Here is a 19508-nt window from a genome sequence, read left to right on the forward strand (position 1 = left end):
TGCACGCGCCGTTCAAGCGTCCAGCGCACTCCAGTCCACCGGACCGGCAGGGGCCTTCTTCGCTGGCCTGGCCGGTGCCTTGCGGGGCTTGTCATCCGCCGGCTTGGGTGCGGGCAGCGGCTTGCCCCAGGGCAGGGCGAAGGCGGGGACCAATTCCCCCATCTGTACGCCGTGCGGCGGGACCACCATGACCCCATCCGCAGCTGCGAGGCCGCGCATCATCCCAGGACCCGCATGCTGGGCCGGCGACGCCAGGCCATACATCAGCCTGAAGGGCATCAAGCGGGTCCGGCCAGGATCCGCGTCAATCATTGCGCCGCAGGGCACCTCGGCCACATCCTCGAGTTTTCCGTGTCCCAAGGCCGCCAGCAGCGGCCCGCCCACCGTAAACAAGGCCATCATCGCTGCGAGCGGGTTTCCGGGCAGTCCCAGCACGAAGCGGCCGTCCGGCAGTTCGGCCAACACCGCCGGATGGCCCGGACGCATGGCGATGCCATCAATCAGCAGCTCACCACCAAGCTCGGCCACCGCCTTCCGGAAGTGGTCAGTGCCCGAACGCCCGGTGCCACCGGTGGTAATAACGACGTCGGCTGGCGGCTCGGCTTCCACGTCAGGTCCGCCAGGCAGCGGCTCCGTGTCCTGGAAATCCGTGTCCTGGAGGGCAGCCAACCATTCCTCGTAGCTGTCGCCTACCCTGAGCTGCTCGCCCGCGATGCCGCCCAAAAGTTCCACGACGGCCCCCAGTTGCGGGCCAAAGGTGTCCCGGACCTGCCCCGGCCCTGGAACACCGTGGACAACTACCTCCGAACCCGTCAGGAGGAACCGGACCAGGGGTTTGCCCAGCACATTCAGGTGGTCCAGTCCGGCAAGGGCCGCCAACGCTATGTGCGCCGGATTCAGCACCGTCCCGGCCTTGAGCAGGACCTCCCCCTCCGTGGCCTCTTCGCCGGCCCTGCGGATGTGTTGGCCGTTGCGTGGCTCCCCCGGCTTCGCCCTGCCGCCAAGCGCAAGTATCGGCAGCCCGTCGTCGTCCGTGGTGATGTCGCCGCTCTCGCTGCGCAGCACCGCTTTGGCTCCGGGCGGTATCAGGCCACCAGTAACGATGGGGCTTGCCTGGTGTGGTGCCAGCCGCTGCCCTGGCTCGCTAAGAATCCACGGACCACTGCCGTTGACGGCCCAGCCGTCCATGGCCGACGACGCGTAGTGGGGCATGTCCTGTACGGCCAGGACGTCCGAGGCCAACGTGCGGCCGATGGCGGAACTGATCGGGACCGGACCGGGCGGGATGGGTGCAGCAACCTCGAATGCCCGGCTGCGAGCCTCCTGCCACGTGTGTGCCGCGTGATGGCCCTCCCTGGGGGCCTCCGTCATTCGGCGTCAGTCCCGGTCTCCGCGTATTCCTTGGCTACCTTGCGGGCCAGGTCCAATGCCGCGTTCATGGAGGCGTCGTCGCTTGCCTGGCCGATCCCCCGGGCCATTCCGGCCGCGTACCCGGCTATGAAGGTGGTCAAGGGAGCAGCGGGCCGCACTACTGAATGCGCGGCTACTCCGGCGACTGCGAGGACCTCATTGACGTCCACTTCGACGCCTTCCAACTCGAACGCCTGCAGCAGTGTGCGGCACCATTCCTCGAGCGTCTCTTCCTGGCTCTTCACGTCCGCCTCCAAGTCGTAGTCAATGCCCAATGCCGTGGCGTCCTCCCACGTATCCACATCATCCGTGGCCCCGGCGGGGACGTCGACCTCCAGCAGGTTCAGCCTAGCAAGCAGCCGGAACACAGAAGAGTCCGTTAACCCGGAACCGCTCGAAGCTTCCGCCACTTTACGTTCCAAGGCCGCGGTGCTGTACACCCCAAGCAACGGCTGCTTACGGCCGTCAACAGATACCGCCATGGCACCTTCCACCTCCGGATGCCTCTCGAGCGCCGCCCGAAGGGCACCGACTCCGCGGGCAGCGTGTGGCATGTCGCAAGCCAGCACCAACGTCCACGGGCACGGCAAGGCCCGGTCCCTCAGTGCGGCCAGCCCAGCGGCGATCGCAGCAGCAGGCCCTGCGAATGGCGGCTCCTCCCGCGCACGGAGGAAGCCTGCTTGTGACGCTGGATTGTCTGAACCGTCGGGGCCCACCACAACCACCGCAGCTGCACCGCGCGATGCCTGCAGGGCATGCGAAAGGAGGGTGGCGCCGTCGTACGTCAAAGACGGCTTGGGCACGCCACCGAGGCGGGTGGCCCTGCCACCCGCCAGGACGACGGCGTTGAACTCCATCCGCCCAGATTACCCGGGGCGGGCGGAGTCCGGCAGAAATCGATCAGGCAGCGGATTCCGGCAACAGGAACGGGTCCCAGTCCGGCGCAGGTTTCTCGAGTTCCTTGATCTGCCACATGGTTCCCTGGGGCACGCCAGGCTTGAAACGGAGTTTCCAACCCATCTCAGCCAGCGTGTGGTCGCTCTTGGCGTTGTTGCATTTCAAGCACGCCGCAACCAGGTTTTCCCAGGAATCCGCGCCACCCCTGGATTTGGGGTGGACGTGGTCTATGGTGTGCGCTGTTTTCCCGCAATAGGCGCAGCGGTGGCCGTCGCGGCGAAGGACGCCTCGGCGGCTCACGGCGGTGATCTTGTTGTACTTGGGGCGGATGTAGCGGTTGAGGAGGATCACGGATGGTCGTCCGAGAATCTCCTGTGGCCCGACGACAGGCTCGTCGCCTTCGGCCACTACGCTCGCTTTCCCAGTCAGCACAAGGACCAGCGCCCGGCGGAATGTTATTACCGCCAGCGGTTCATATCCAGCATTCAGAACGAGTGTGCGCATGCACGTACCTCTTCACGGCCGCACCCGTCAGGGGCACGAGGGCCGGCTGCCCTCTGCATGTACGGGCTGTGGATCGACAAGATAAGGGTAAGCACTTATATGCCGTATCAACGAATCTTTCTGTCGTTTCCCGTGTGGTGTCGGCAAAAGTTCATGCGTGGTTAAAGCGGAACACCCCGCCGGCCTCAGCCTGCGGGGTGTTTCGGGAAGTACGTTGATCAGCCGTTGACGCGGATGAAAACCGGCCCTGAGCCGACGTTGACGCTGAACAGTGCCGTGGTGGATCCGTTCCATCCACCGTGGACTGCCATGCCGTTGCCGACGTAAACAGCGATGTGGGCCTGTCCGGCCAAACCGCCGTTGGCGTAGTAGGCGAGGTCACCCGGCTGCGCTTCTGCTGCACTGACGGTACGGCCCAAAGAGAGGTAGCCGGCCGGCCAGTCATGGAAGTGGATGCCCACGGCTGCCAGGGAGTTGGTCACCAGCATGGTGCAGTCCTGGGTCACGCCGAGCTGGGCGTACGCTGCGGCGGCAATAGCTGCACCGAGGCCGCTGGAAGCTGCCGGAGCCTTGGCAGCCGTAGCCGAGCTGTTGACGGCAAGCGTCGCGTTGCCGGCGGGAGCAGCCGTGGTGACGCTCTCCGTTGCCTTGGCTTCAGCCTTGGCAGGGGCCTTCGTCTCCACGGGAGCCGGAGCTTCCACCGTGGTGACGACGGGACGTTCGTAGGAGATGGCCACCGTGGAGTCCGCGGCGATGGTCGACTGGACCACTGCCTGGACGTCAAGGGCGGAGGTCGCCGTGGATTCGCGGTCAACGTTGGTCTCGGCGGCGTTCGCTGCGACACCGCTGGTCAGGACCAAACCGGAAGCCGCAGCGATAACGGCCGCCTGGCGGCCTACGGTACCGGCGTTGCCGCCGACGGCCTTGGCAATGATGGCAAGCGAGCTGGTCTTGGGGGCCGCAGCGCGATGCCGTGCAACCTTGTTTGCACTGGTCATGATTTTCTCTTTTCGTATCCGCGCGCAGTGGGGTTACACGCGGGTAATGGGCAGCCAGCACTTGGGGGGTATGCTGGCCGGCCCCGAACCGGATGTTTTCTAGCGAAGGGTGAAGAAGGAAGAGGTGCCTGTGGAGGCTGCCGAGTGCAGGAGGGTGCCCTGGCTCGGGTTCAGTGCGCTGATCATCATGCCGTTGCCGACGTAGATGCCGACGTGGGCTCCACCGTTCTGCATGACCAGGTCGCCGGGGGCCGGGGTGCTGGTGGGCTTCATGGCCGTCCAGGCGTTGACGCGGGGAATGCTGATGCCAGCCTGTGCGTAGACCCACTGGGTGAAGCCGGAGCAGTCCCAGCCGTTGGGCGTGGTGCCGCCCCACACGTAGGGGTGGCCGATGCCGGTGTAGGCAATAGCGGCAAGGCCCGAGGCAGCGGCGCTTGCAGCACCGTCGGTAGCTTCGGAGGACTTAGCGGTGACCGCCGTTGCGGCATCCTGGGAACCCGCGGTGCGCTGGGTAACCTGCGATGCACGCTGGACAACCTTGGGGGCTTCCTTGGTGGCCACGACCGGGCTCTCGAAGGCCACGGTGGCGGTGGGCTCTGCCGTGACGACGGCGGTAGCGACCAGCTGTTGGGTGCTGGAGGCTTCCGACTTGGAGACATCGGTGTCAGCTGCAGTGGCCGGGAGGCCGACGCTGAGGACAAGGCCCGAGGCTGCTGCCAGAACGACGGCCTGACGGCCAACGGTACCGGCGTTGGACGAAACAGCCTTGGAAAGAGTGTTCAAGGGGTTCGTACGAACCGATTCAGCGCGGTGGCGCGCAGGGGTAGTGCGTGATGACACGTAGGTAGCCTCTCCCAATGCCTGCGAGGTGAGCTGTCGGATTCGGATGGGAGTCATCCGGCCGCGCTGCTTCAAGGAAGCTTTTGCGACTTAACCCCAAGGTCTTCTTGCGAAGACCAGAAGTGGTTCCCCCGCCCCTGCCAGACGATTTATGCGAACGGACCTCGAGTGGTGGCAGAGCTAGGCAATCCACTCAAGTGCACCGGCCCCCTAAAAAGCCGATGCGCTTTGTACGGTACAACAGTTGAACGCGAATGTCACATTCAGGTCACGGGGTGTCTCAAAATTCGAGAGACAACCATCAACTGGATTAAAGCCAGCCCATGGGGTCGACAACTTCGCCGTTGACCTGGACCTCGAAGTGGAGGTGGCAGCCCGTGGAAGCGCCCGTGGTGCCGCTCAGCGCGACGGTATCGCCGCGGGTGACGGTCTGGCCGACTTTGACGGTGAAGGACGACAGGTGGTTGTACGTGGTCTCGAGGCCATTGCCGTGATCGATGACCACGCGGTTGCCTCCGCCGTACTCGTGCCAGCCGGCAAAGGTGACCTTGCCAGTGGCAGCTGCATGGACGGCCGTGCCGCACTGGGCGACGAAGTCCTGGCCGCGGTGGAAGTCGCCGGTGCCGCCCGTGAGGGGGCTGACCCGGTAGCCAAAGGGCGAGGCCGTCGTCAGGGTGTCCAGGGGGCTGGCAAGGGTTCCTACGGATGAGGCGCGCTGGATGCTGCCGACCGACTGGGCGCTGAGCAGCTGCTTCAGCTTGCCGTCAGGGTCAGCTGCGGTTGCAACGGCAGCGCGGCTGAAGTCGATCTTTGCCGACGCGGCTGCGGAAACCTCTGGCTGGCTGCCGCCGGATACGGCAAGGGCGGACTCAGTTTGGCCCGACTCCGACGTTGCCATCACGGGGCTTGTGGCCGGCAGTCCGACAGTCAGGGCCAAGCCGGTGGCGGCGAGTGCCACTCCGGCTTTCTGCCCGACGCCACTGGCTGCGGCAAAGTCGGCAACCTGGCGCAATGGGCTCTTACGGCGGCGGACTTGACGCTCAGTGTCGCGGGGCCGGATCTCCATTGTGGCGCGGGCTGGCCGCAGCTCAACAGCGGGGCCGGTCGCGCGGCGACGACCCCTGACGTTCTGCGATGTCAAACTCTATTCCTCTCTGAAAAGCCTGCGAAGTTAGCTGTCGGATTCGGGTCAGAGAGTTCAAAGACCCGGTCCGCACGAAGCGCTCACGGCACACAGGTATCCCAGGAGGGACTTGCATAAATGGGCACTTCTGCTGCGGACTTCACCCCAAGGCTGCTTCTTTAGACAGCCGCTTGTGGTTCCCCCGCCTCTGCCAGTGGTGGATGGCACACCTGATCCGCTGGCAGAGCTCGGCTCCGGATCAGGTAACGCTTTGGTATCGGCGCTAGTAGATAACTATAGGCGATTAAAGCCTGCAGTAATAAATTCGTTATCAACAGGAAAGCGCGTGATGCCGGGGGCCTTTATCATCTATCCCGGAAAACCGAGGTCACACTGTCGCGCAGGGCGCGAAAGTGAGGTTTGACACGGCATCCCCGAGGAGGCGGCGCCCCGAAGGGAGGTTAGCCCAGGGAGACGAACACGTGGGCTGCAACCTCAGGCGGCAGCTCGAGCGCTCCCTCGATGCCGGGAACCCGGACGGAGATGTATTCGCCAACACGTTCCAACGACACTGCGGCACCGGGACGGATTCCGCCCTCGTCCAGTTGGGTGAGGAGTTCCGGTTCCACCTGGATGGGCTCGGCAAGGCGGCTGACCACTACCCGGGAATCGGACGCGTAGCCATCCATGGCCTGCAGCAGGTTGACGTCGAGCCGCGGGATGGTCTGCGTCGGCAGGCCGCCGAGGGCTTCAAGTCCTGGAATCGGATTGCCATAAGGGGACTCGGTGGGGTGTTCGAGGAGTTCGTAGAGCCGACGTTCAACCCGCTCACTCATCACGTGTTCCCAGCGGCAGGCTTCATCATGGACGTATGCCCAGTCGAGGCCAATGACATCGGCAAGGAGCCGCTCGGCCAGGCGGTGCTTTCGCATGACCTCAGTGGCGCGCTTGCGGCCCATCTGGGTCAGTTCAAGGTGGCGGTCGTTGGAAACGATCACCAGGCCATCGCGCTCCATGCGGCCGATGGTTTGCGAAACCGTGGGGCCGGAGTGCCGCAAGCGCTCGGCGATGCGGGCCCTGAGCGCCACAATGTTTTCTTCTTCAAGCTCCAAAATGGTCCGAAGATACATCTCAGTGGTATCGATCAGATCCGTCATCCAGCTCAGCTCTCCTCGAACGCAGTTTCCTTGCGTAATCTCCACCGTACCGCGTCCCTGGCCGGGGCAGCCGGTGTGCACCGCTGCCCCTTGAACGCCAACCCCCAGCCTAGCTTATTTGGAATTACTCTGGATAATTCCGGTCGCATCCGGTTGCTCCGCGTTCCACGTGGCGGACTATGACGGGTGCAGGTTCCTGCCCCCGAGCCGTGTCAGGCAGAATTGGGGAGTCGAAGGGGCAGCGGATGCCACCTGCCACGACCCATCTCTAGCCGATACCCATTGGAGCCACACGTGAGCGACAACAGCATCACCATTCCCGCCGATCTGCTGCCTAAGGACGGACGCTTCGGCGCAGGACCGTCCAAGGTCCGCCCGGAACAGATCGAGGCGTTGTCTGCCGCATCGGCCACCATCCTGGGCACATCCCACCGGCAGGCCCCGGTCAAGAACCTCGTCGGATCAGTCCGGGAAGGACTCAGCCAGTTCTTCCGCGCGCCCGACGGATACGAGGTTGTCCTCGGCGTCGGCGGGTCAACCGCATTCTGGGACGTCGCTGCCTTCGGCCTGGTGGAGAAAAAGGCCCAGCACCTTTCCTTCGGTGAATTTGGTTCCAAGTTCGCTGCTGCCACCAACAAGGCTCCGTTCCTTGAGGCTTCCTCCATCATCAAGTCCGAGCCCGGCACCCGCCCCGTGGCCCAGGCCGAAGCCGGCGTCGATGTCTACGCGTGGCCCCAGAACGAAACTTCCACGGGTGTCGCAGCTCCCGTGACGCGGGTGCAGGGCGCGGACGAAGGATCGTTGGTCCTGGTGGACGCAACCTCCGCTGCCGGCGGCCTGGATGTCGATGTCTCGGAGTCGGACGTCTATTACTTCGCCCCGCAGAAGAATTTCGCCTCGGATGGCGGGCTGTGGCTCGGCCTCTTCTCCCCCGCAGCCTTGGAACGCGCTGCCCGCGTCAAGGCATCCGGCCGCTGGATCCCGGATTTCCTGGACCTGCAGACCGCCATCGACAACTCCAAGCTCAACCAGACGTACAACACGCCGTCGTTGTCCACGCTGGTGACCCTGGATGCCCAGGTTCAGTGGTTGAACAGCAACGGCGGCCTGGACTTCGCCAGCAAGCGCACGGCGGACTCCGCCAACCGCATCTACTCCTGGGCAGAAGCCTCCGACTACGCCACGCCGTTTGTTGCCAAGGCTGAGGACCGCTCCAACGTCATTGCCACCATCGACTTCGACGACTCCATCGACGCCGCTGCGATCGCCAAGGTCCTGCGTGCCAACGGCGTGGTGGACACGGAGCCGTACCGCAAGCTGGGCCGCAACCAGCTGCGCATCGCCACGTTCGTTGCCATCGAGCCAGACGATGTTTCAGCGCTCCTTGCCAGCATCGACTACGTCGTGGGCGAACTGAAGAAGTAATCCACGGTAAGGATTCAGCTGGACCCAGGGGTCGGCGTCGTTCGGTAAAGCCGGACGGCGCCGTCGCTGCTTAACGCCCGGAACCGCCGTCGCCCTCTTCCGTGCCCGGAGGGGCAAGCAGCGACTCCACCCGGAAATGCTTCAGGCCGCGCGCCCGCCGATCAAAGCGGAGCCTTAATTGCTTCGCGCGGATGATCCATACCAAACCGACGACGGCGGTGCTGACGCCGGCTATCGCGGCGACGCCCACCGCCCAGCGCGGACCGCCGACGTTCGCCACCCACCCCACCAACGGGGCACCAATCGGTGTCCCGCCCATGAAGATTGCCATGTACAAAGACATGACCCGCCCCCGCATGACGGCCTCCGTGGTTGATTGCACGTACCCGTTGGCACTGGTGATGAGGGTGAGCGCGAACAAGCCGCAGGGAACCAGCGCAAGTCCGAAAAGCGTGGCGTTGGGCGCCAGCGCAGCGAGCGTGCTGGAGACACCGAAACCGCCGGCTGCCAGGAAGATCAGTCTCAGGCGGGGCCGGCCGCGTCGGGCAGAGAGCAGCGCTCCGGTCACTGAGCCGATGGCCATGACTGAACTCAAGGCCCCAAAAGCGCCGGCGTCCATACCGAACTGGGTGCCTACCATCGCAGCGATGAACAGCGGAAAATTGAGGCCGAACGTGCCCACGATGAAGATGGCCACCAGGACCACCTGGATATCAGGCCGTCCCCGGACGTACCGAAGGCCTTCGCGGATGCGCCCCTTACCTGGAGCAGCGCGCGGTTGCGCCCTCAGTGACGACGTCGGTATCAGCTTGAGCGCCCAGAGCATCGCGGCGAAGGACACCGTGTTGATGAGGAAGACCCAGCCGGGCCCCACCACCACCGTGAGGATGCCGGACACTGCCGGACCGATCATCCGGGCTACGTTGAAGGATGCGCTGTTCAGTGCCACCGCGTTGGGCAGGTAATCGTCGGTGACGAGTTCTGACACGAACGTTTGGCGGACGGGGGCGTCCAGCGCCATCACGATGCCCAACAGCAGGGCAAAGATGTAGACGTGCCATAACTCTGCGACTCCCAGAAGCACCAGGATGCCAAGACCGGTGCTGAGCAGGGCCATGGCCACCAGGGTGAGGAGGAGCAGCTTCCGCCTGCTGTAGCGGTCGGCGAGCAAGCCCGCCCAGGGGGCAAGGAACAGCTGCGGACCCAGCTGGAGGGCCAAGGTAATGCCCATGGCGCCGGCGTCGTGCGCGGTCAGGTGGTCAAACACCAGCCAGTCCTGCGCAGTACGCTGCATCCAGGTGCCGATATTCGAGATCAGGGCACCGAAGAACCAGATGCGGTAGTTGGGAATCCCCAGCGACTTAAAGGTGGACATCAGTGTCCACCATCGCTTGGTTCACCCCGGGTTTCCGCAATGCTTATTCAGCCCCGGCTTCGTCGGCGTCGTCTTCTTCTGTGTCGTCTTCTTCTGTGTCTGCTTCGGGGTCGTCCGCTTCGGCGTCCGCATCGACGGGCCCGGTAGCGTCATCCTCGTCGGCCTGGACGGATTCCTCCGTGACATCGCCGACGGTTTCCTCCACCAACGGAGTCTCGTCCTCGGGGCGGACACGCTTTGCCCACGGAACCCATTCCGGAGCGAGGATGGATTCCTCGGACGGCAGCAGGCCGAGCTCACTGACGGTCACGATCTTGGAACGCGAGTTGCGCGTCACCACCGCATACCACTGCCAGCCGCCGTAACCGGCGAGCTTGGACTCGAACAAGTGCGTGACTACGCGGTCGCCCTCCGACTTCGCGCCGAGGTGCGCACCCACTTCGCCCGGGTTGGCTATTCCTTGAACTGCCTCACGTGCAGTATCGACGGCGGCAGCCAGGAAAGCGTCAGGCTTGCCGGTTCGCCAAACAGGCAAACCGGCCCGCGGCTGCTCCGCAGCGGGCTTCCGCGCGGGGGCTTCCCCGTTTCCAGGAGCCTGGGCAGCGTCAGGGGCCGAATCAGGGCTTCCCTGCGCGCCCCTTCCGGCCTTTGTGTCCTGTGCGGATTCCGATGCCATGGGCCTAGGCTTCCAGCTCGTCGGCAACCTTGCGCAGCGCCATGCTGATGGCCTTGGCCTTGTTCCCGTCCGGGTACTTGCCGGAGGACAGCGAGCCGGAGAGGTTGTCCAGCACCGTGACGAGGTCCTGCACCATCGGTGCGAGGTCCTTGGCGTTCATGCGCTTGGCCTTGGCAATGGAAGGCGTCTTCTCCAGGACGCGAAGTCCCAGCGCCTGCGCACCGCGGCGACCGTCAGCCACACCGAACTCCACGCGGGTGCCGGCCTTGAGTTCCGTTACGCCCGCGGGCAGGGACGTCTTGGGCAGGAACACTTCCTGGCCATCTTCGGCCGCGAGGAATCCGAAGCCTTTTTCCTTGTCATACCACTTGACCTTGCCGGTAGGCACGTAATCAACCTTCTTCGTTTATTGCTTTGGGAGACACGTCGGGCCGTTACCGCATCCACAGGGTTCTGCGGGATCGAGGGTGACAGCCCGGTCCGTGTTGGTCTGTTCCTTCAAGGTTATCCTGCCGGACCCCCTAATCCCGCTTTGGGGCGCCCACGCGCGTACCCGCGCGGACCCATGATGTGCAGCGACGGTCGCGGAGGCATGCTCCTGCTAGCGTTGGTGGCATGAATTCCCCGGGTTACCGCCGCCCCCTCGTGATTGCTGCCGCCGTCATTGCCGTGTTGTCACTGGCGGCCGTCGGCGCCGTCATTGCGATTGCTTCGACGGGCGGCGCCGCCCCTGTTTGGATCACCTCTACGGCCCTTTACGGGCTGCCCGTGGCGTTCATGCTGGCTGCCGTCCTGGTGGTGGACGCCATCCGCCTTCGTCGCCGACAGTAACCGTCCCTCCTCCTGGCGGGCACGAGCGGCCCAAGGGCGGTACCGTTGGATTGATGTCCCTTATTCGCGCGCTCAGCAAGGAACTGGAAGCGCGCAGCGATGATTCGCTGCGGGCCTTGTTTGCCGCGCGGCCAGACCTCATCTCGCCCATGGCGCCGGACTTCGCAGCCCTGGCAGCCAGGGCGAGCGCCCGCGTGAGTGTCCAGCGGGCCTTGGAACGTTTGAACAAGCCCGAGATGCAGGTGCTCGAAACCCTCCATCTCTGCACCAATGCCGATACCGGGCACAGTGTTTCGGCGGCCGGTCTGAAGAAAGTCATTGCCGGTTCCACCCTCTCTGCCTTGGATCCCATCCTTGCCAAACTGCAGGAACTGGCCCTGATCCACCGGGCAGACCCGCCCGTCGGTTCACCGCCGACCAGCTCACGGCAGCGCTTCTACCTCCCGGTCGGCAGCCTCAAGGACGTCATCGGTATCTACCCCGCGGGACTCGGCCGGAGCTATACCGAACTGGTCCGGCTACAGCCCGCCTTTGCCCAGCGGGCGGTCCAGTTGGTGGCCGAACTGCACCAGAGCGGGCTCGGCATCCATCCGGCAAACACACCCATGGACGCGGCCCTTGCTCTGCAGCGGTGGACCTCCAATCCCGCTGAGCTGCGGGCCATCCTGGCAACAGCCCCGGAACGCACCGTCGCCCTCCTGGAGAAATTCGGGAGCTGGGCCATGGGCGCGGTACCCCAGGCCCAGCGGCGGGCGTCGGTCACCCACGAGAGCCGCGACGTCGGACCCATCGATTGGCTGTTGGCGCGTGGGTTGCTGGTCCCCTTGGACGCCAGCCACGTGGAACTGCCCCACAGCGTGGGACTCGCCCTGCGCGGCGGCGCGATCGTGGATGACTTCACGTTGGCCCCGCCGGTTCCGGAGCTTGGCCACACGAGTGCCGCACTCCGCCGTAATGCCGCCATGGGAGCTATTGCTGAGACCTTGCGGCTGACGGGTGAGCTGCTGTTTGCCGTCCGCGAGCAACCATTGGCCACGCTCCGGAGTGGTGGCGTGGGCGTCCGCGAGCTCCGGCGCCTGGCAGAATCCGTTCGAAACGGGGTGCACGAAACTGCCATCCTCCTCGAACTGGCCGCGTTGGCCGGACTCCTGCGACTGGACGTGGACAGCTCCACCTGGGTACAGCCGCCGGCATTGGAGTGGCTCAACCTGCCCCGCCAGGAGCAATGGCTCTGGTTGGTCAATGCTTGGTTGGCCAGCGAGCGCGCACCGTCCTTGGTGGGACAGCCGCTCACGGGCTCGGCATCCTCGCCCACCCACCAGGGCGCTGCCGGCACCACCATTAACGCCTTGTCCGCGGAGGCTCAACGGCCCGACGCTCCGGTGGTCCGGCGGCGGGTCCTGGAAATCCTGAATGAGCTGACCGTGGAAGCAGCCGCGCCGGACGGCAAAGCGCCCGTCCTGGATGCCAGGGCCGTGCTGCAGCGGGCCGAGTGGGCGCAGCCTCGGATGTCCAGGCGTTTCAGTTCACTGGTCCGCGGCATCCTCGAGGAGGCGACGCTCCTGGGCCTGATGGGCTCGGGCGCACTGACCCAGTTGGGTTCGGCGATTGCCGATGCACAACCGGAACAAGCCATGACCATCCTTGGCGAGCATCTGCCCGCCGCGGTGAACCACATCCTGCTGCAGGCCGACCTGACGGCTGTCGCGCCCGGTTACCTCGCGCCGGAACTCAGCGAGACACTGCTGTTGATGGCCGACGCCGAGGGCCAGGGCCCGGCGTCGATCTACCGGTTTTCTGCCGCCACCATCCGCAGGGCGCTCGACGCCGGACAGGATGCGGAATCGCTGTTGGCGTTCCTCCGTGAGCACTCAGCCACCGATGTGCCCCAGCCGTTGGCATACCTGATCCAGGACACAGCGTCACGGCACGGCCGTCTCCGGGTTGGCACGAGTGCCAGCTTCATCCAGAGCGACGACGAAACCGCCATCACCGACCTCCTCCAGGAGGCCAGGACATCCGTGTTGAGCCTGGTGCGGATCGCACCCACCGTTCTGACGTCGTCTGCGAGCCCACGGGAAACGGCGCGGGTGCTGCGCGAGCTGGGACTGTCGCCTGCGGTGCAGGAGGCCGAACCCGCCGTCGTGCGTTTCAAGCGGACAACGGCGGTTCCCGGCAGTGCCCGTCCCGTCTACACGGCACCTCGAACGGCTCCGCCGGACGAAGATGTCGAGGCACAACTTTCGGTCCTGCGCCAGCACCGCGGGGTTCCGGCGGAAGCGGCCGGGGAGGCGTCGACGCAACTCGGGTTGGAGACGCTGCAAACGGCCATCCGGTTGAAGCAGGCAGTGATCATGAACGTGGTGGACAGCCTGGGGAATGCCAACACCGAAACAGTTGTTCCTGTATCCGTCTCCGGCGGACGCGTCAGGGTGTTCGATCCCGCCAAGGAAACCGAACGGGTGTTGTCCATCCACCGGATCATCGATGTGGAACCCGCCAAAGAATTGCGTTCGTGAAACGCACAGATCGTGTAAACCGCGCCGTGAAGCTGCGCAAGTGAGGATTCAACAGTGACCGACGGTCCGCTGATCGTTCAAAGCGACAAAACCATCCTGCTGGAAGTCGACCACGAGCTCGCCACCGAGGCCCGGCATGCCATCGCCGCGTTCGCTGAGCTGGAACGCGCCCCGGAACATATGCACAGTTACCGCCTGACGCCCTTGGGCCTGTGGAACGCCCGGGCTGCGGGGTTGGACGCTGAGCAGGTGCTGGACACCTTGCTGAAGTACTCGCGCTTTCCCGTGCCGCACGCCTTGCTGATCGACATCGAGGAGACCATGTCGCGCTATGGCAGGCTTCGGTTGGAGAAGGACGCCCAGCACGGCCTCGTGATGCGGACCGATGACTACCCCGTGCTGGAGGAGGTCATCCGGGCCAAGAAAATCGCACCCCTGCTGGGGCCGCGGATCGATGGCGAAACAGTGGTGGTCCATTCATCCCAGCGCGGCCAGTTGAAGCAGTTGCTCCTCAAGCTGGGTTGGCCTGCCGAGGACCTTGCGGGCTACGTGGACGGGCAGCCGCACCTGATCATGCTGGACGAGAGCGGCTGGCAGCTTCGCCCATACCAGAAGCTGGCCACGGAGAACTTCTGGGCCGGCGGCAGCGGCGTCGTCGTGCTTCCCTGCGGTGCCGGAAAGACGCTGGTAGGCGCGGCTGCCATGGCGACGTCTTCCACCACCACGCTGATCCTTGTAACCAACACCGTTTCCGCGCGGCAGTGGAAGGACGAGCTCCTGAAACGGACGTCCCTGACAGAAGACGAGATCGGCGAGTACTCCGGCGCGGTCAAGGAAGTCCGGCCCGTCACCATCGCCACGTACCAGGTCCTGACCACCAAGCGCGGCGGGCTCTATCCGCACTTGGAATTGGTGGACGGCCACGACTGGGGACTCATCATCTACGACGAAGTCCACTTGCTGCCCGCTCCGATCTTCCGGATGACCGCGGACCTGCAGGCCCGGCGCCGGCTGGGCCTGACGGCAACCCTGGTACGGGAGGACGGCCGCGAAGGTGAGGTCTTCAGCCTGATCGGCCCCAAACGATATGACGCACCGTGGAAGGACATCGAGGCCCAGGGCTACATCGCACCTGCGGACTGCGTGGAAGTCCGGGTGGACCTCCCCCGTGACGAGCGCGTGGCTTACGCCATGGCTGACGACGCCGATAAGTACCGGCTATGCGCGACGTCGGAAACCAAAACGCAGCTGGTGGAGCAACTCGTTGAGGTACACAAGGGCGAGCAGTTGCTGGTGATCGGGCAGTACATCGACCAGCTGGATGAGATTTCCGAGCGGTTGGACGCCCCTCTGATCAAGGGCGAAACCAGCGTCAAGGCACGGCAGAAACTCTTCGACGCCTTCCGTAAGGGCGAGATCCACACCCTGGTGGTGTCCAAGGTGGCCAACTTCTCCATCGACCTTCCCGAAGCTTCGGTGGCCATCCAAGTGTCAGGCTCGTTCGGCTCGCGCCAGGAAGAAGCACAACGGCTCGGACGGCTCCTTCGTCCCAAGCAGGACGGCCGCGCCGCCAGGTTCTACTCCTTGGTTGCCCGCGACACCCTGGACCAGGACTTCGCAGCCAAGCGCCAACGGTTCCTGGCCGAGCAGGGCTACGCCTACCGGATCATGGACGCAAAGGACGTTGGTAAGGACGTCGGGCAGGAGCAGTAGGGTGGCCCGCGCGGACTTTTAAGGTCAGGACCCTTGCGGTTAATGTCCAGCAACTTTACGATTCCTAGTGAAGCTCTCCGCCCTTAAGGTTTGCCCCTGGTCCAGGCAATCCGGCGGCCAGCCGTCGGCGGTGGGGGGAAATCCCGCAGCCAGGGAGCCGGCGGTTCGAAGGCCTAGAAGAATCTGAGCATTTTCATCCAGAGGATTCCCCATGCGTAAAGCCCTCCTGGTCCTTTCCGCGATCGTCCTGCTGTCAGCACTCGCACAGTTACTGTTCGCCGGATACTTCCATTTCCAAAACACCATCGAAGCCCAGCATGAAGCGGGCGTCTACCACGTGATGAACGGCCAATACGTGCTGCGTTACGGCGCGCTCCTGGCCGCCATCGTCGCCGCCATCGCCCGGGCGGGTTCCCGGACGATCTGGCTTGCTGCAGGGATCTTCCTGCTCAGCTGGGTCCAGTTGTTCATCTTCATCATCGGCGGCATGCTGACGGGTTCGTCCGAGGATTACATCACCCCCGCCGGCTCCTGGGTGGTCTCCATCCATCCACTGACCGGTGTCCTGATGATCTTCATGTCCTACTGGCTCTTCAACCGTGCCCGTGCGGTCGCCCTGAACCCCCAGCCGCTTCCTCCCAAGGCCGCATCCTCGGATGCTCCAGCATCCCCCAGCACGGCCTGACCAGCGGCAGCTGTGAACATATCGCAGCTGCTGGCGGTGGACCTGGTGCTGTCCATCCTCGCGGCCGGCGCCTGGGTCGCCGCCGTCTGGATGACAGTTGCCGCAACCACTGATCGGAAGCAAGCCCCACCCCGCGCGACCGATCTGGCCCTCTTGTCCCTCGGGGTGGCTGCCGCTGCGACGGTGGCCCGATATGCCCTGCTACCTGCTTTGGTGGCCGGCAGTTGGTGGTTTGCCAACGAACGCATAACCATCAGCTTGCCTCTGACCGCCATCCCCGCGGCTTGGGCCGCGATGGCCGGTGTTCCGTACTTGCTGAGGAGGCGGAACACCGGCTCCAACACTTCCCGTCCGAGTGGCTGGTGGCGGTCCCGTGAGGGGGTTGTCCTGGCGCTGGTGGCCGCGGCGGCGACATCCGTGGCATCCCTGGCACTATCGCTCGTATTGGGGCCATTCCCGGCCCCCTGGACCATGGTTGTCTTCCTGTTCATGGTGGGCGGCACGCTGGTCCTTGCACGGCTTGCGCTGCTGGGAGGCCGTTCTGTTCGGCGCAGCCCCCAGGGGACAGTCCCGCACCCCCGCAGGCGTCCGACGGCGGCTGCCGCAGTTGCCGCCCTCATGGCCTGTACCGCTTTGGGCTCGGGAGTTTTTGCCTGGCTGGGGAGCCGGTCCGCTGACGGCGCGGTGATCGCTGCCGCCGTCGGACATCACGGCAACCCAGCCACGTACCAGAAGGAAAAGCCCACCCAGGTAACCGAGCTCCTGGGCGAGGTGCCGGCGGGCGCTGTGGTCCGGCATTATGAGCTGACTGCCCGCGTGGAACAAGTGACCCTGCCCTCGGGCCGGACCATGGAGGCATGGACCTTCGGGAGCGTCCCGGGACCAGCGCTGGAAGCGCAGCTGGGCGAAGTCATGGAGGTGGAACTCAACAACCGTGACGTCGCCGCAGGCGTCACCCTGCACTGGCACGGCTACGACGTCCCCAATGCCATGGATGGAGTGGCCGGCGCCACCCAGGACGCTGTCATGCCCGGACATTCCATGACGTACCGCTTCGAGGCCAAACAAGCCGGCACGTACTGGTATCACACACACCAGGATTCAGCCGAGGGCGTCCGTAAGGGCCTCTACGGCACATTCGTCGTGCACAATCCCGCCACGCCCCGCGCTGAGACGGACCTTGTGGTGGCTGGGCACGACCTCGGCGGTCTGGGGTTGCTGGGCTCCTCAGACCGCATCAGCGCGCACCCGGCCACACCAGGCTCATCCGTGCGTGTCAGGCTGGTCAACACTGATTCACTGCCGCAGCGGTACTGGGTGGACGGCACCCCTTTCAGGGCCGTTGCCGTGGACGGAACAGAGGTAAACCAGCCGGAGGAGGTGGCGGACAAACTTCTCAGGCTTGGTGCCGGAGGCAGGATGGACGTCGCTTTCACCATGCCAGCGTCACCGGTAACCGTGCGTTCGGACTCCGCAGCCGGGGCCGCCGTCGTCATTGCTCCGCCCGGTACCACTGCCTTGGCTGCTGCTTCGGCCGCTGCTTCAAGCGGGGACCCGGACAAAGCTCCGGCAGGCATCTTCGCCACCACCCCTGCACTGGACCTCCTGGCGTATGGCAAACCCGTGTCCGGTTCCGGTTCAGCGCAGCCGACAATTACCCGGGAAGAGGTGGTGGTCCTGGATCGGCAATTCCGTTTTGTCGACGGTGTTCCGCGTTTCGCCTTCACCGTCAACGGGGCGGCCTACCCCTTGGTCCCCTCCATCGAGGTGGCCCTCGGCGACACCGTGAAAGTGACGGTGGTTAACCGCACAGCCGAACCACACCCGATGCATCCCCACGGACACCACGTGCAGGTCCTTAGCAGGAACGGCTTGGCCCCCACAGGCTCTCCGCTGCTGCTGGATACCGTGGACGTGCTGCCCGGCGAGGTCTGGGAACTGTTGCTGCACGCCGACAATCCGGGCATCTGGATGGACCACTGCCACAATCTGGATCATGCGGCCGAAGGGATGATGATGCTCCTGAAGTACCAGGGCGTGTCATCGCCTTTCATGCATGGAGGCCACGCCCGCAACCGGCCCGAGTGACCGGCCTCGGATCGGGAGTCAGGCGACCATCCGGCTGGTTGCCGAGATGCTGACGTGGTCCACCACGGCCCAGCACTCTTCATCGCGCAGTTGTGCACTGGCGAAGCGTTCGGCCGCGGCGAGATCCTGGAAGTCCTCGCGGCGGACATGGCCTGTGTCCGTGTCCAGGTACGTCACGTGGAACTCGACGTCGTCCCTGTCGCGGAGCTGGTGGACGGTGTTGGGAGCTGCTGTGTTTGCCATGTTTTAAGTGTGGGACGGGGCACTGACATTATTGGAAGCATCGGCGGGCGTGTCCCGTTTTAGCCGTTCACGCCCTCCTCAGATACTGCGCAGAAACGTCCCGCACCGTCTCGCTGAGGATGTCCAGGACCCTGGATGCCGTGCGCCACCGTTGCCAATAAAGCGGAACATCGAACGGCCGGTCGGGGGCCAGCTCGACCAGCCGGCCGTCCGCGATGTCCTGACCACATTGCGCTTCCGGGATCAGGCCCCAGCCAAGGCCAAGGCGGATCGCCTCGCCAAAATCGTGCGAGGCAGGAACGAAATGGCGCGGGCCCCGGCGTTCGGGCACACTGCCGGTCCCAGGCCACGACTGCACGAAAGCCCACTGATAGGTGTCCTTGCGATCGAAGTCCACGGTAGGCGCAGCGTTGAGCGAGACCCCGTTGAGGCCCTTCGGGAAGTCCGGGAACCATCGCGCCAGATACTGCGGCGCGGCAACGGGAAGGTAGCGCATGACCCCCAGGCTCTCGACGCGGCATCCTTGCACTGGTTCAGGAGTGGCGGTGACAGCCGCCATGACTGTCCCGGATCGCAACAGGGACGTTGAATGCTGTTCGTCATCCCGATGGAGGTCGAACGTCACGTTGAGGTCCTGCGGAACCTTGACCAGCGCCTGCAGGAACCAGACGGCCAGAGAATCCGCGTTGACGACGATCGGTACGGCAAGTTCCGCCCCCTCGGAGCCCAACCCCAGTTCCGTGCCGGCATCGGCCTCGAGTTGGGCCACCTGGCGGGCCAGCCGCAAAACGACTTCTCCGGCTTCGGTAGCCTGCACGGGGTTGCTCCGCCGCAGCAGCACTCGGCCCGCCGCCTGCTCCAGCGCCTTGAGCCGTTGGGATACTGCCGACGGCGTGACGTGCAGTTGGCGGGCAGCGGCGTCCAACGTCCCTTCGGAGAGGACGGTGGCGAAAGTGAGCAGCTGGTCAGACGGGAAATGGAACATAAGAGAACCTTACGTGCCCTAAAAATCCTTAGCTGGTCT

Annotated in this window: 18 protein-coding genes and 2 riboswitches; of the genes, 6 read left to right on the forward strand and 12 right to left on the reverse strand. The window is 64.8% G+C overall.

The genetic code is table 11. The features are described 5' to 3' along the window. Nucleotides 1-12: 12 nt before the first annotated feature. From AC5RU9_RS15030 to AC5RU9_RS15060, 7 genes are all read right to left on the reverse strand, one after another. Entirely contained in the window at nt 13-1371 is a 1359-nt protein-coding gene (locus tag AC5RU9_RS15030) for a molybdopterin molybdotransferase MoeA (protein ID WP_494017061.1), read from the reverse strand. Beyond that, nucleotides 1368-2267, reverse strand: a complete 900-nt coding sequence (locus AC5RU9_RS15035; RefSeq protein ID WP_494017062.1) for an NTP transferase domain-containing protein — start codon at nt 2265-2267, stop codon at nt 1368-1370. Before AC5RU9_RS15035 ends, AC5RU9_RS15030 begins: the two co-directional genes overlap by 4 nt. 43 nt (nt 2268-2310) lie before the next feature. Then, complete coding sequence (locus tag AC5RU9_RS15040) at nt 2311-2811, reverse strand: HNH endonuclease (protein WP_039240018.1); 501 nt, start codon at nt 2809-2811, stop codon at nt 2311-2313. Nucleotides 2812-3029: 218 nt separating this feature from the next. Beyond that, on the reverse strand, nt 3030-3809 hold the full coding sequence (locus AC5RU9_RS15045) for an NlpC/P60 family protein (protein ID WP_494017063.1): 780 nt from the start codon (nt 3807-3809) through the stop codon (nt 3030-3032). Nucleotides 3810-3908: 99 nt separating this feature from the next. Further along, nucleotides 3909-4649, reverse strand: a complete 741-nt coding sequence (locus AC5RU9_RS15050; RefSeq protein WP_494017064.1) for a C40 family peptidase — start codon at nt 4647-4649, stop codon at nt 3909-3911. A 4-nt stretch (nt 4650-4653) separates the two neighbouring features. Then, nucleotides 4654-4815, reverse strand: a riboswitch (cyclic di-AMP (ydaO/yuaA leader). A gap of 144 nt (nt 4816-4959) precedes the next feature. Next, nucleotides 4960-5790, reverse strand: a complete 831-nt coding sequence (locus AC5RU9_RS15055) for a M23 family metallopeptidase (protein WP_211712866.1) — start codon at nt 5788-5790, stop codon at nt 4960-4962. Between the two features lie 4 nt (nt 5791-5794). Then, nucleotides 5795-6009: riboswitch (cyclic di-AMP (ydaO/yuaA leader) on the reverse strand. Nucleotides 6010-6233: 224 nt separating this feature from the next. Then, the gene (locus tag AC5RU9_RS15060) at nt 6234-6929 is read right to left on the reverse strand and encodes an iron-dependent transcriptional repressor DtxR (RefSeq protein ID WP_211712865.1); all 696 of its coding nucleotides are present in this window, start codon (nt 6927-6929) and stop codon (nt 6234-6236) included. 294 nt (nt 6930-7223) lie between these two features. Here AC5RU9_RS15060 and serC point away from each other — a divergent pair, with 294 nt between their 5' ends. Further along, nucleotides 7224-8354 carry a phosphoserine transaminase gene (serC, locus tag AC5RU9_RS15065; protein WP_494017065.1) on the forward strand — a complete coding sequence of 377 codons (1131 nt, stop codon included), beginning with the start codon at nt 7224-7226 and terminating at the stop codon, nt 8352-8354. Nucleotides 8355-8424: 70 nt separating this feature from the next. On the opposite strand, the gene AC5RU9_RS15070 is transcribed toward serC, so the two are convergent. The 3 genes from AC5RU9_RS15070 to AC5RU9_RS15080 are packed head-to-tail and all read right to left on the reverse strand — an operon-like array spanning nt 8425 to nt 10793. Next, the gene (locus AC5RU9_RS15070) at nt 8425-9729 is read right to left on the reverse strand and encodes an MFS transporter (RefSeq protein WP_494017066.1); all 1305 of its coding nucleotides are present in this window, start codon (nt 9727-9729) and stop codon (nt 8425-8427) included. Between the two features lie 43 nt (nt 9730-9772). Further along, on the reverse strand, nt 9773-10405 hold the full coding sequence (locus AC5RU9_RS15075; RefSeq protein ID WP_494017067.1) for a DUF3027 domain-containing protein: 633 nt from the start codon (nt 10403-10405) through the stop codon (nt 9773-9775). A gap of 4 nt (nt 10406-10409) precedes the next feature. Next, nucleotides 10410-10793 carry a cold-shock protein gene (locus tag AC5RU9_RS15080; RefSeq protein ID WP_090820714.1) on the reverse strand — a complete coding sequence of 128 codons (384 nt, stop codon included), beginning with the start codon at nt 10791-10793 and terminating at the stop codon, nt 10410-10412. Between the two features lie 227 nt (nt 10794-11020). Between AC5RU9_RS15080 and AC5RU9_RS15085 the strand changes: the two genes are divergently transcribed. The 5 genes from AC5RU9_RS15085 to AC5RU9_RS15105 all read left to right on the forward strand — a co-directional run bounded on the left by AC5RU9_RS15085 (nt 11021) and on the right by AC5RU9_RS15105 (nt 18241). Beyond that, nucleotides 11021-11236, forward strand: coding sequence for a hypothetical protein (locus AC5RU9_RS15085; RefSeq protein WP_211712861.1), 216 nt, complete (start codon nt 11021-11023; stop codon nt 11234-11236). A 53-nt stretch (nt 11237-11289) separates the two neighbouring features. Then, nucleotides 11290-13755 (forward strand): helicase-associated domain-containing protein, encoded by a 2466-nt coding sequence (locus tag AC5RU9_RS15090; protein WP_494017068.1) that lies wholly within the window; start codon nt 11290-11292, stop codon nt 13753-13755. 54 nt (nt 13756-13809) lie between these two features. Then, nucleotides 13810-15468 (forward strand): DNA repair helicase XPB, encoded by a 1659-nt coding sequence (locus tag AC5RU9_RS15095; RefSeq protein WP_494017069.1) that lies wholly within the window; start codon nt 13810-13812, stop codon nt 15466-15468. 211 nt (nt 15469-15679) lie between these two features. After that, entirely contained in the window at nt 15680-16153 is a 474-nt protein-coding gene (locus AC5RU9_RS15100) for a hypothetical protein (RefSeq protein ID WP_211712858.1), read from the forward strand. A gap of 12 nt (nt 16154-16165) precedes the next feature. Next, nucleotides 16166-18241 carry a multicopper oxidase family protein gene (locus AC5RU9_RS15105; protein ID WP_494017070.1) on the forward strand — a complete coding sequence of 692 codons (2076 nt, stop codon included), beginning with the start codon at nt 16166-16168 and terminating at the stop codon, nt 18239-18241. A gap of 18 nt (nt 18242-18259) precedes the next feature. Here the strand turns inward: AC5RU9_RS15105 and AC5RU9_RS15110 are convergent, their stop codons facing one another. Together AC5RU9_RS15110 and AC5RU9_RS15115 are read right to left on the reverse strand one after the other, a co-directional pair. Beyond that, nucleotides 18260-18484, reverse strand: coding sequence for a hypothetical protein (locus AC5RU9_RS15110; RefSeq protein WP_494017071.1), 225 nt, complete (start codon nt 18482-18484; stop codon nt 18260-18262). Nucleotides 18485-18551: 67 nt separating this feature from the next. Beyond that, nucleotides 18552-19469 carry a LysR family transcriptional regulator ArgP gene (locus AC5RU9_RS15115; protein ID WP_494017072.1) on the reverse strand — a complete coding sequence of 306 codons (918 nt, stop codon included), beginning with the start codon at nt 19467-19469 and terminating at the stop codon, nt 18552-18554. Between the last annotated feature and the right edge of the window lie 39 nt (nt 19470-19508).

The organism is Arthrobacter sp. B0316-5-4 (assembly GCF_059090325.1).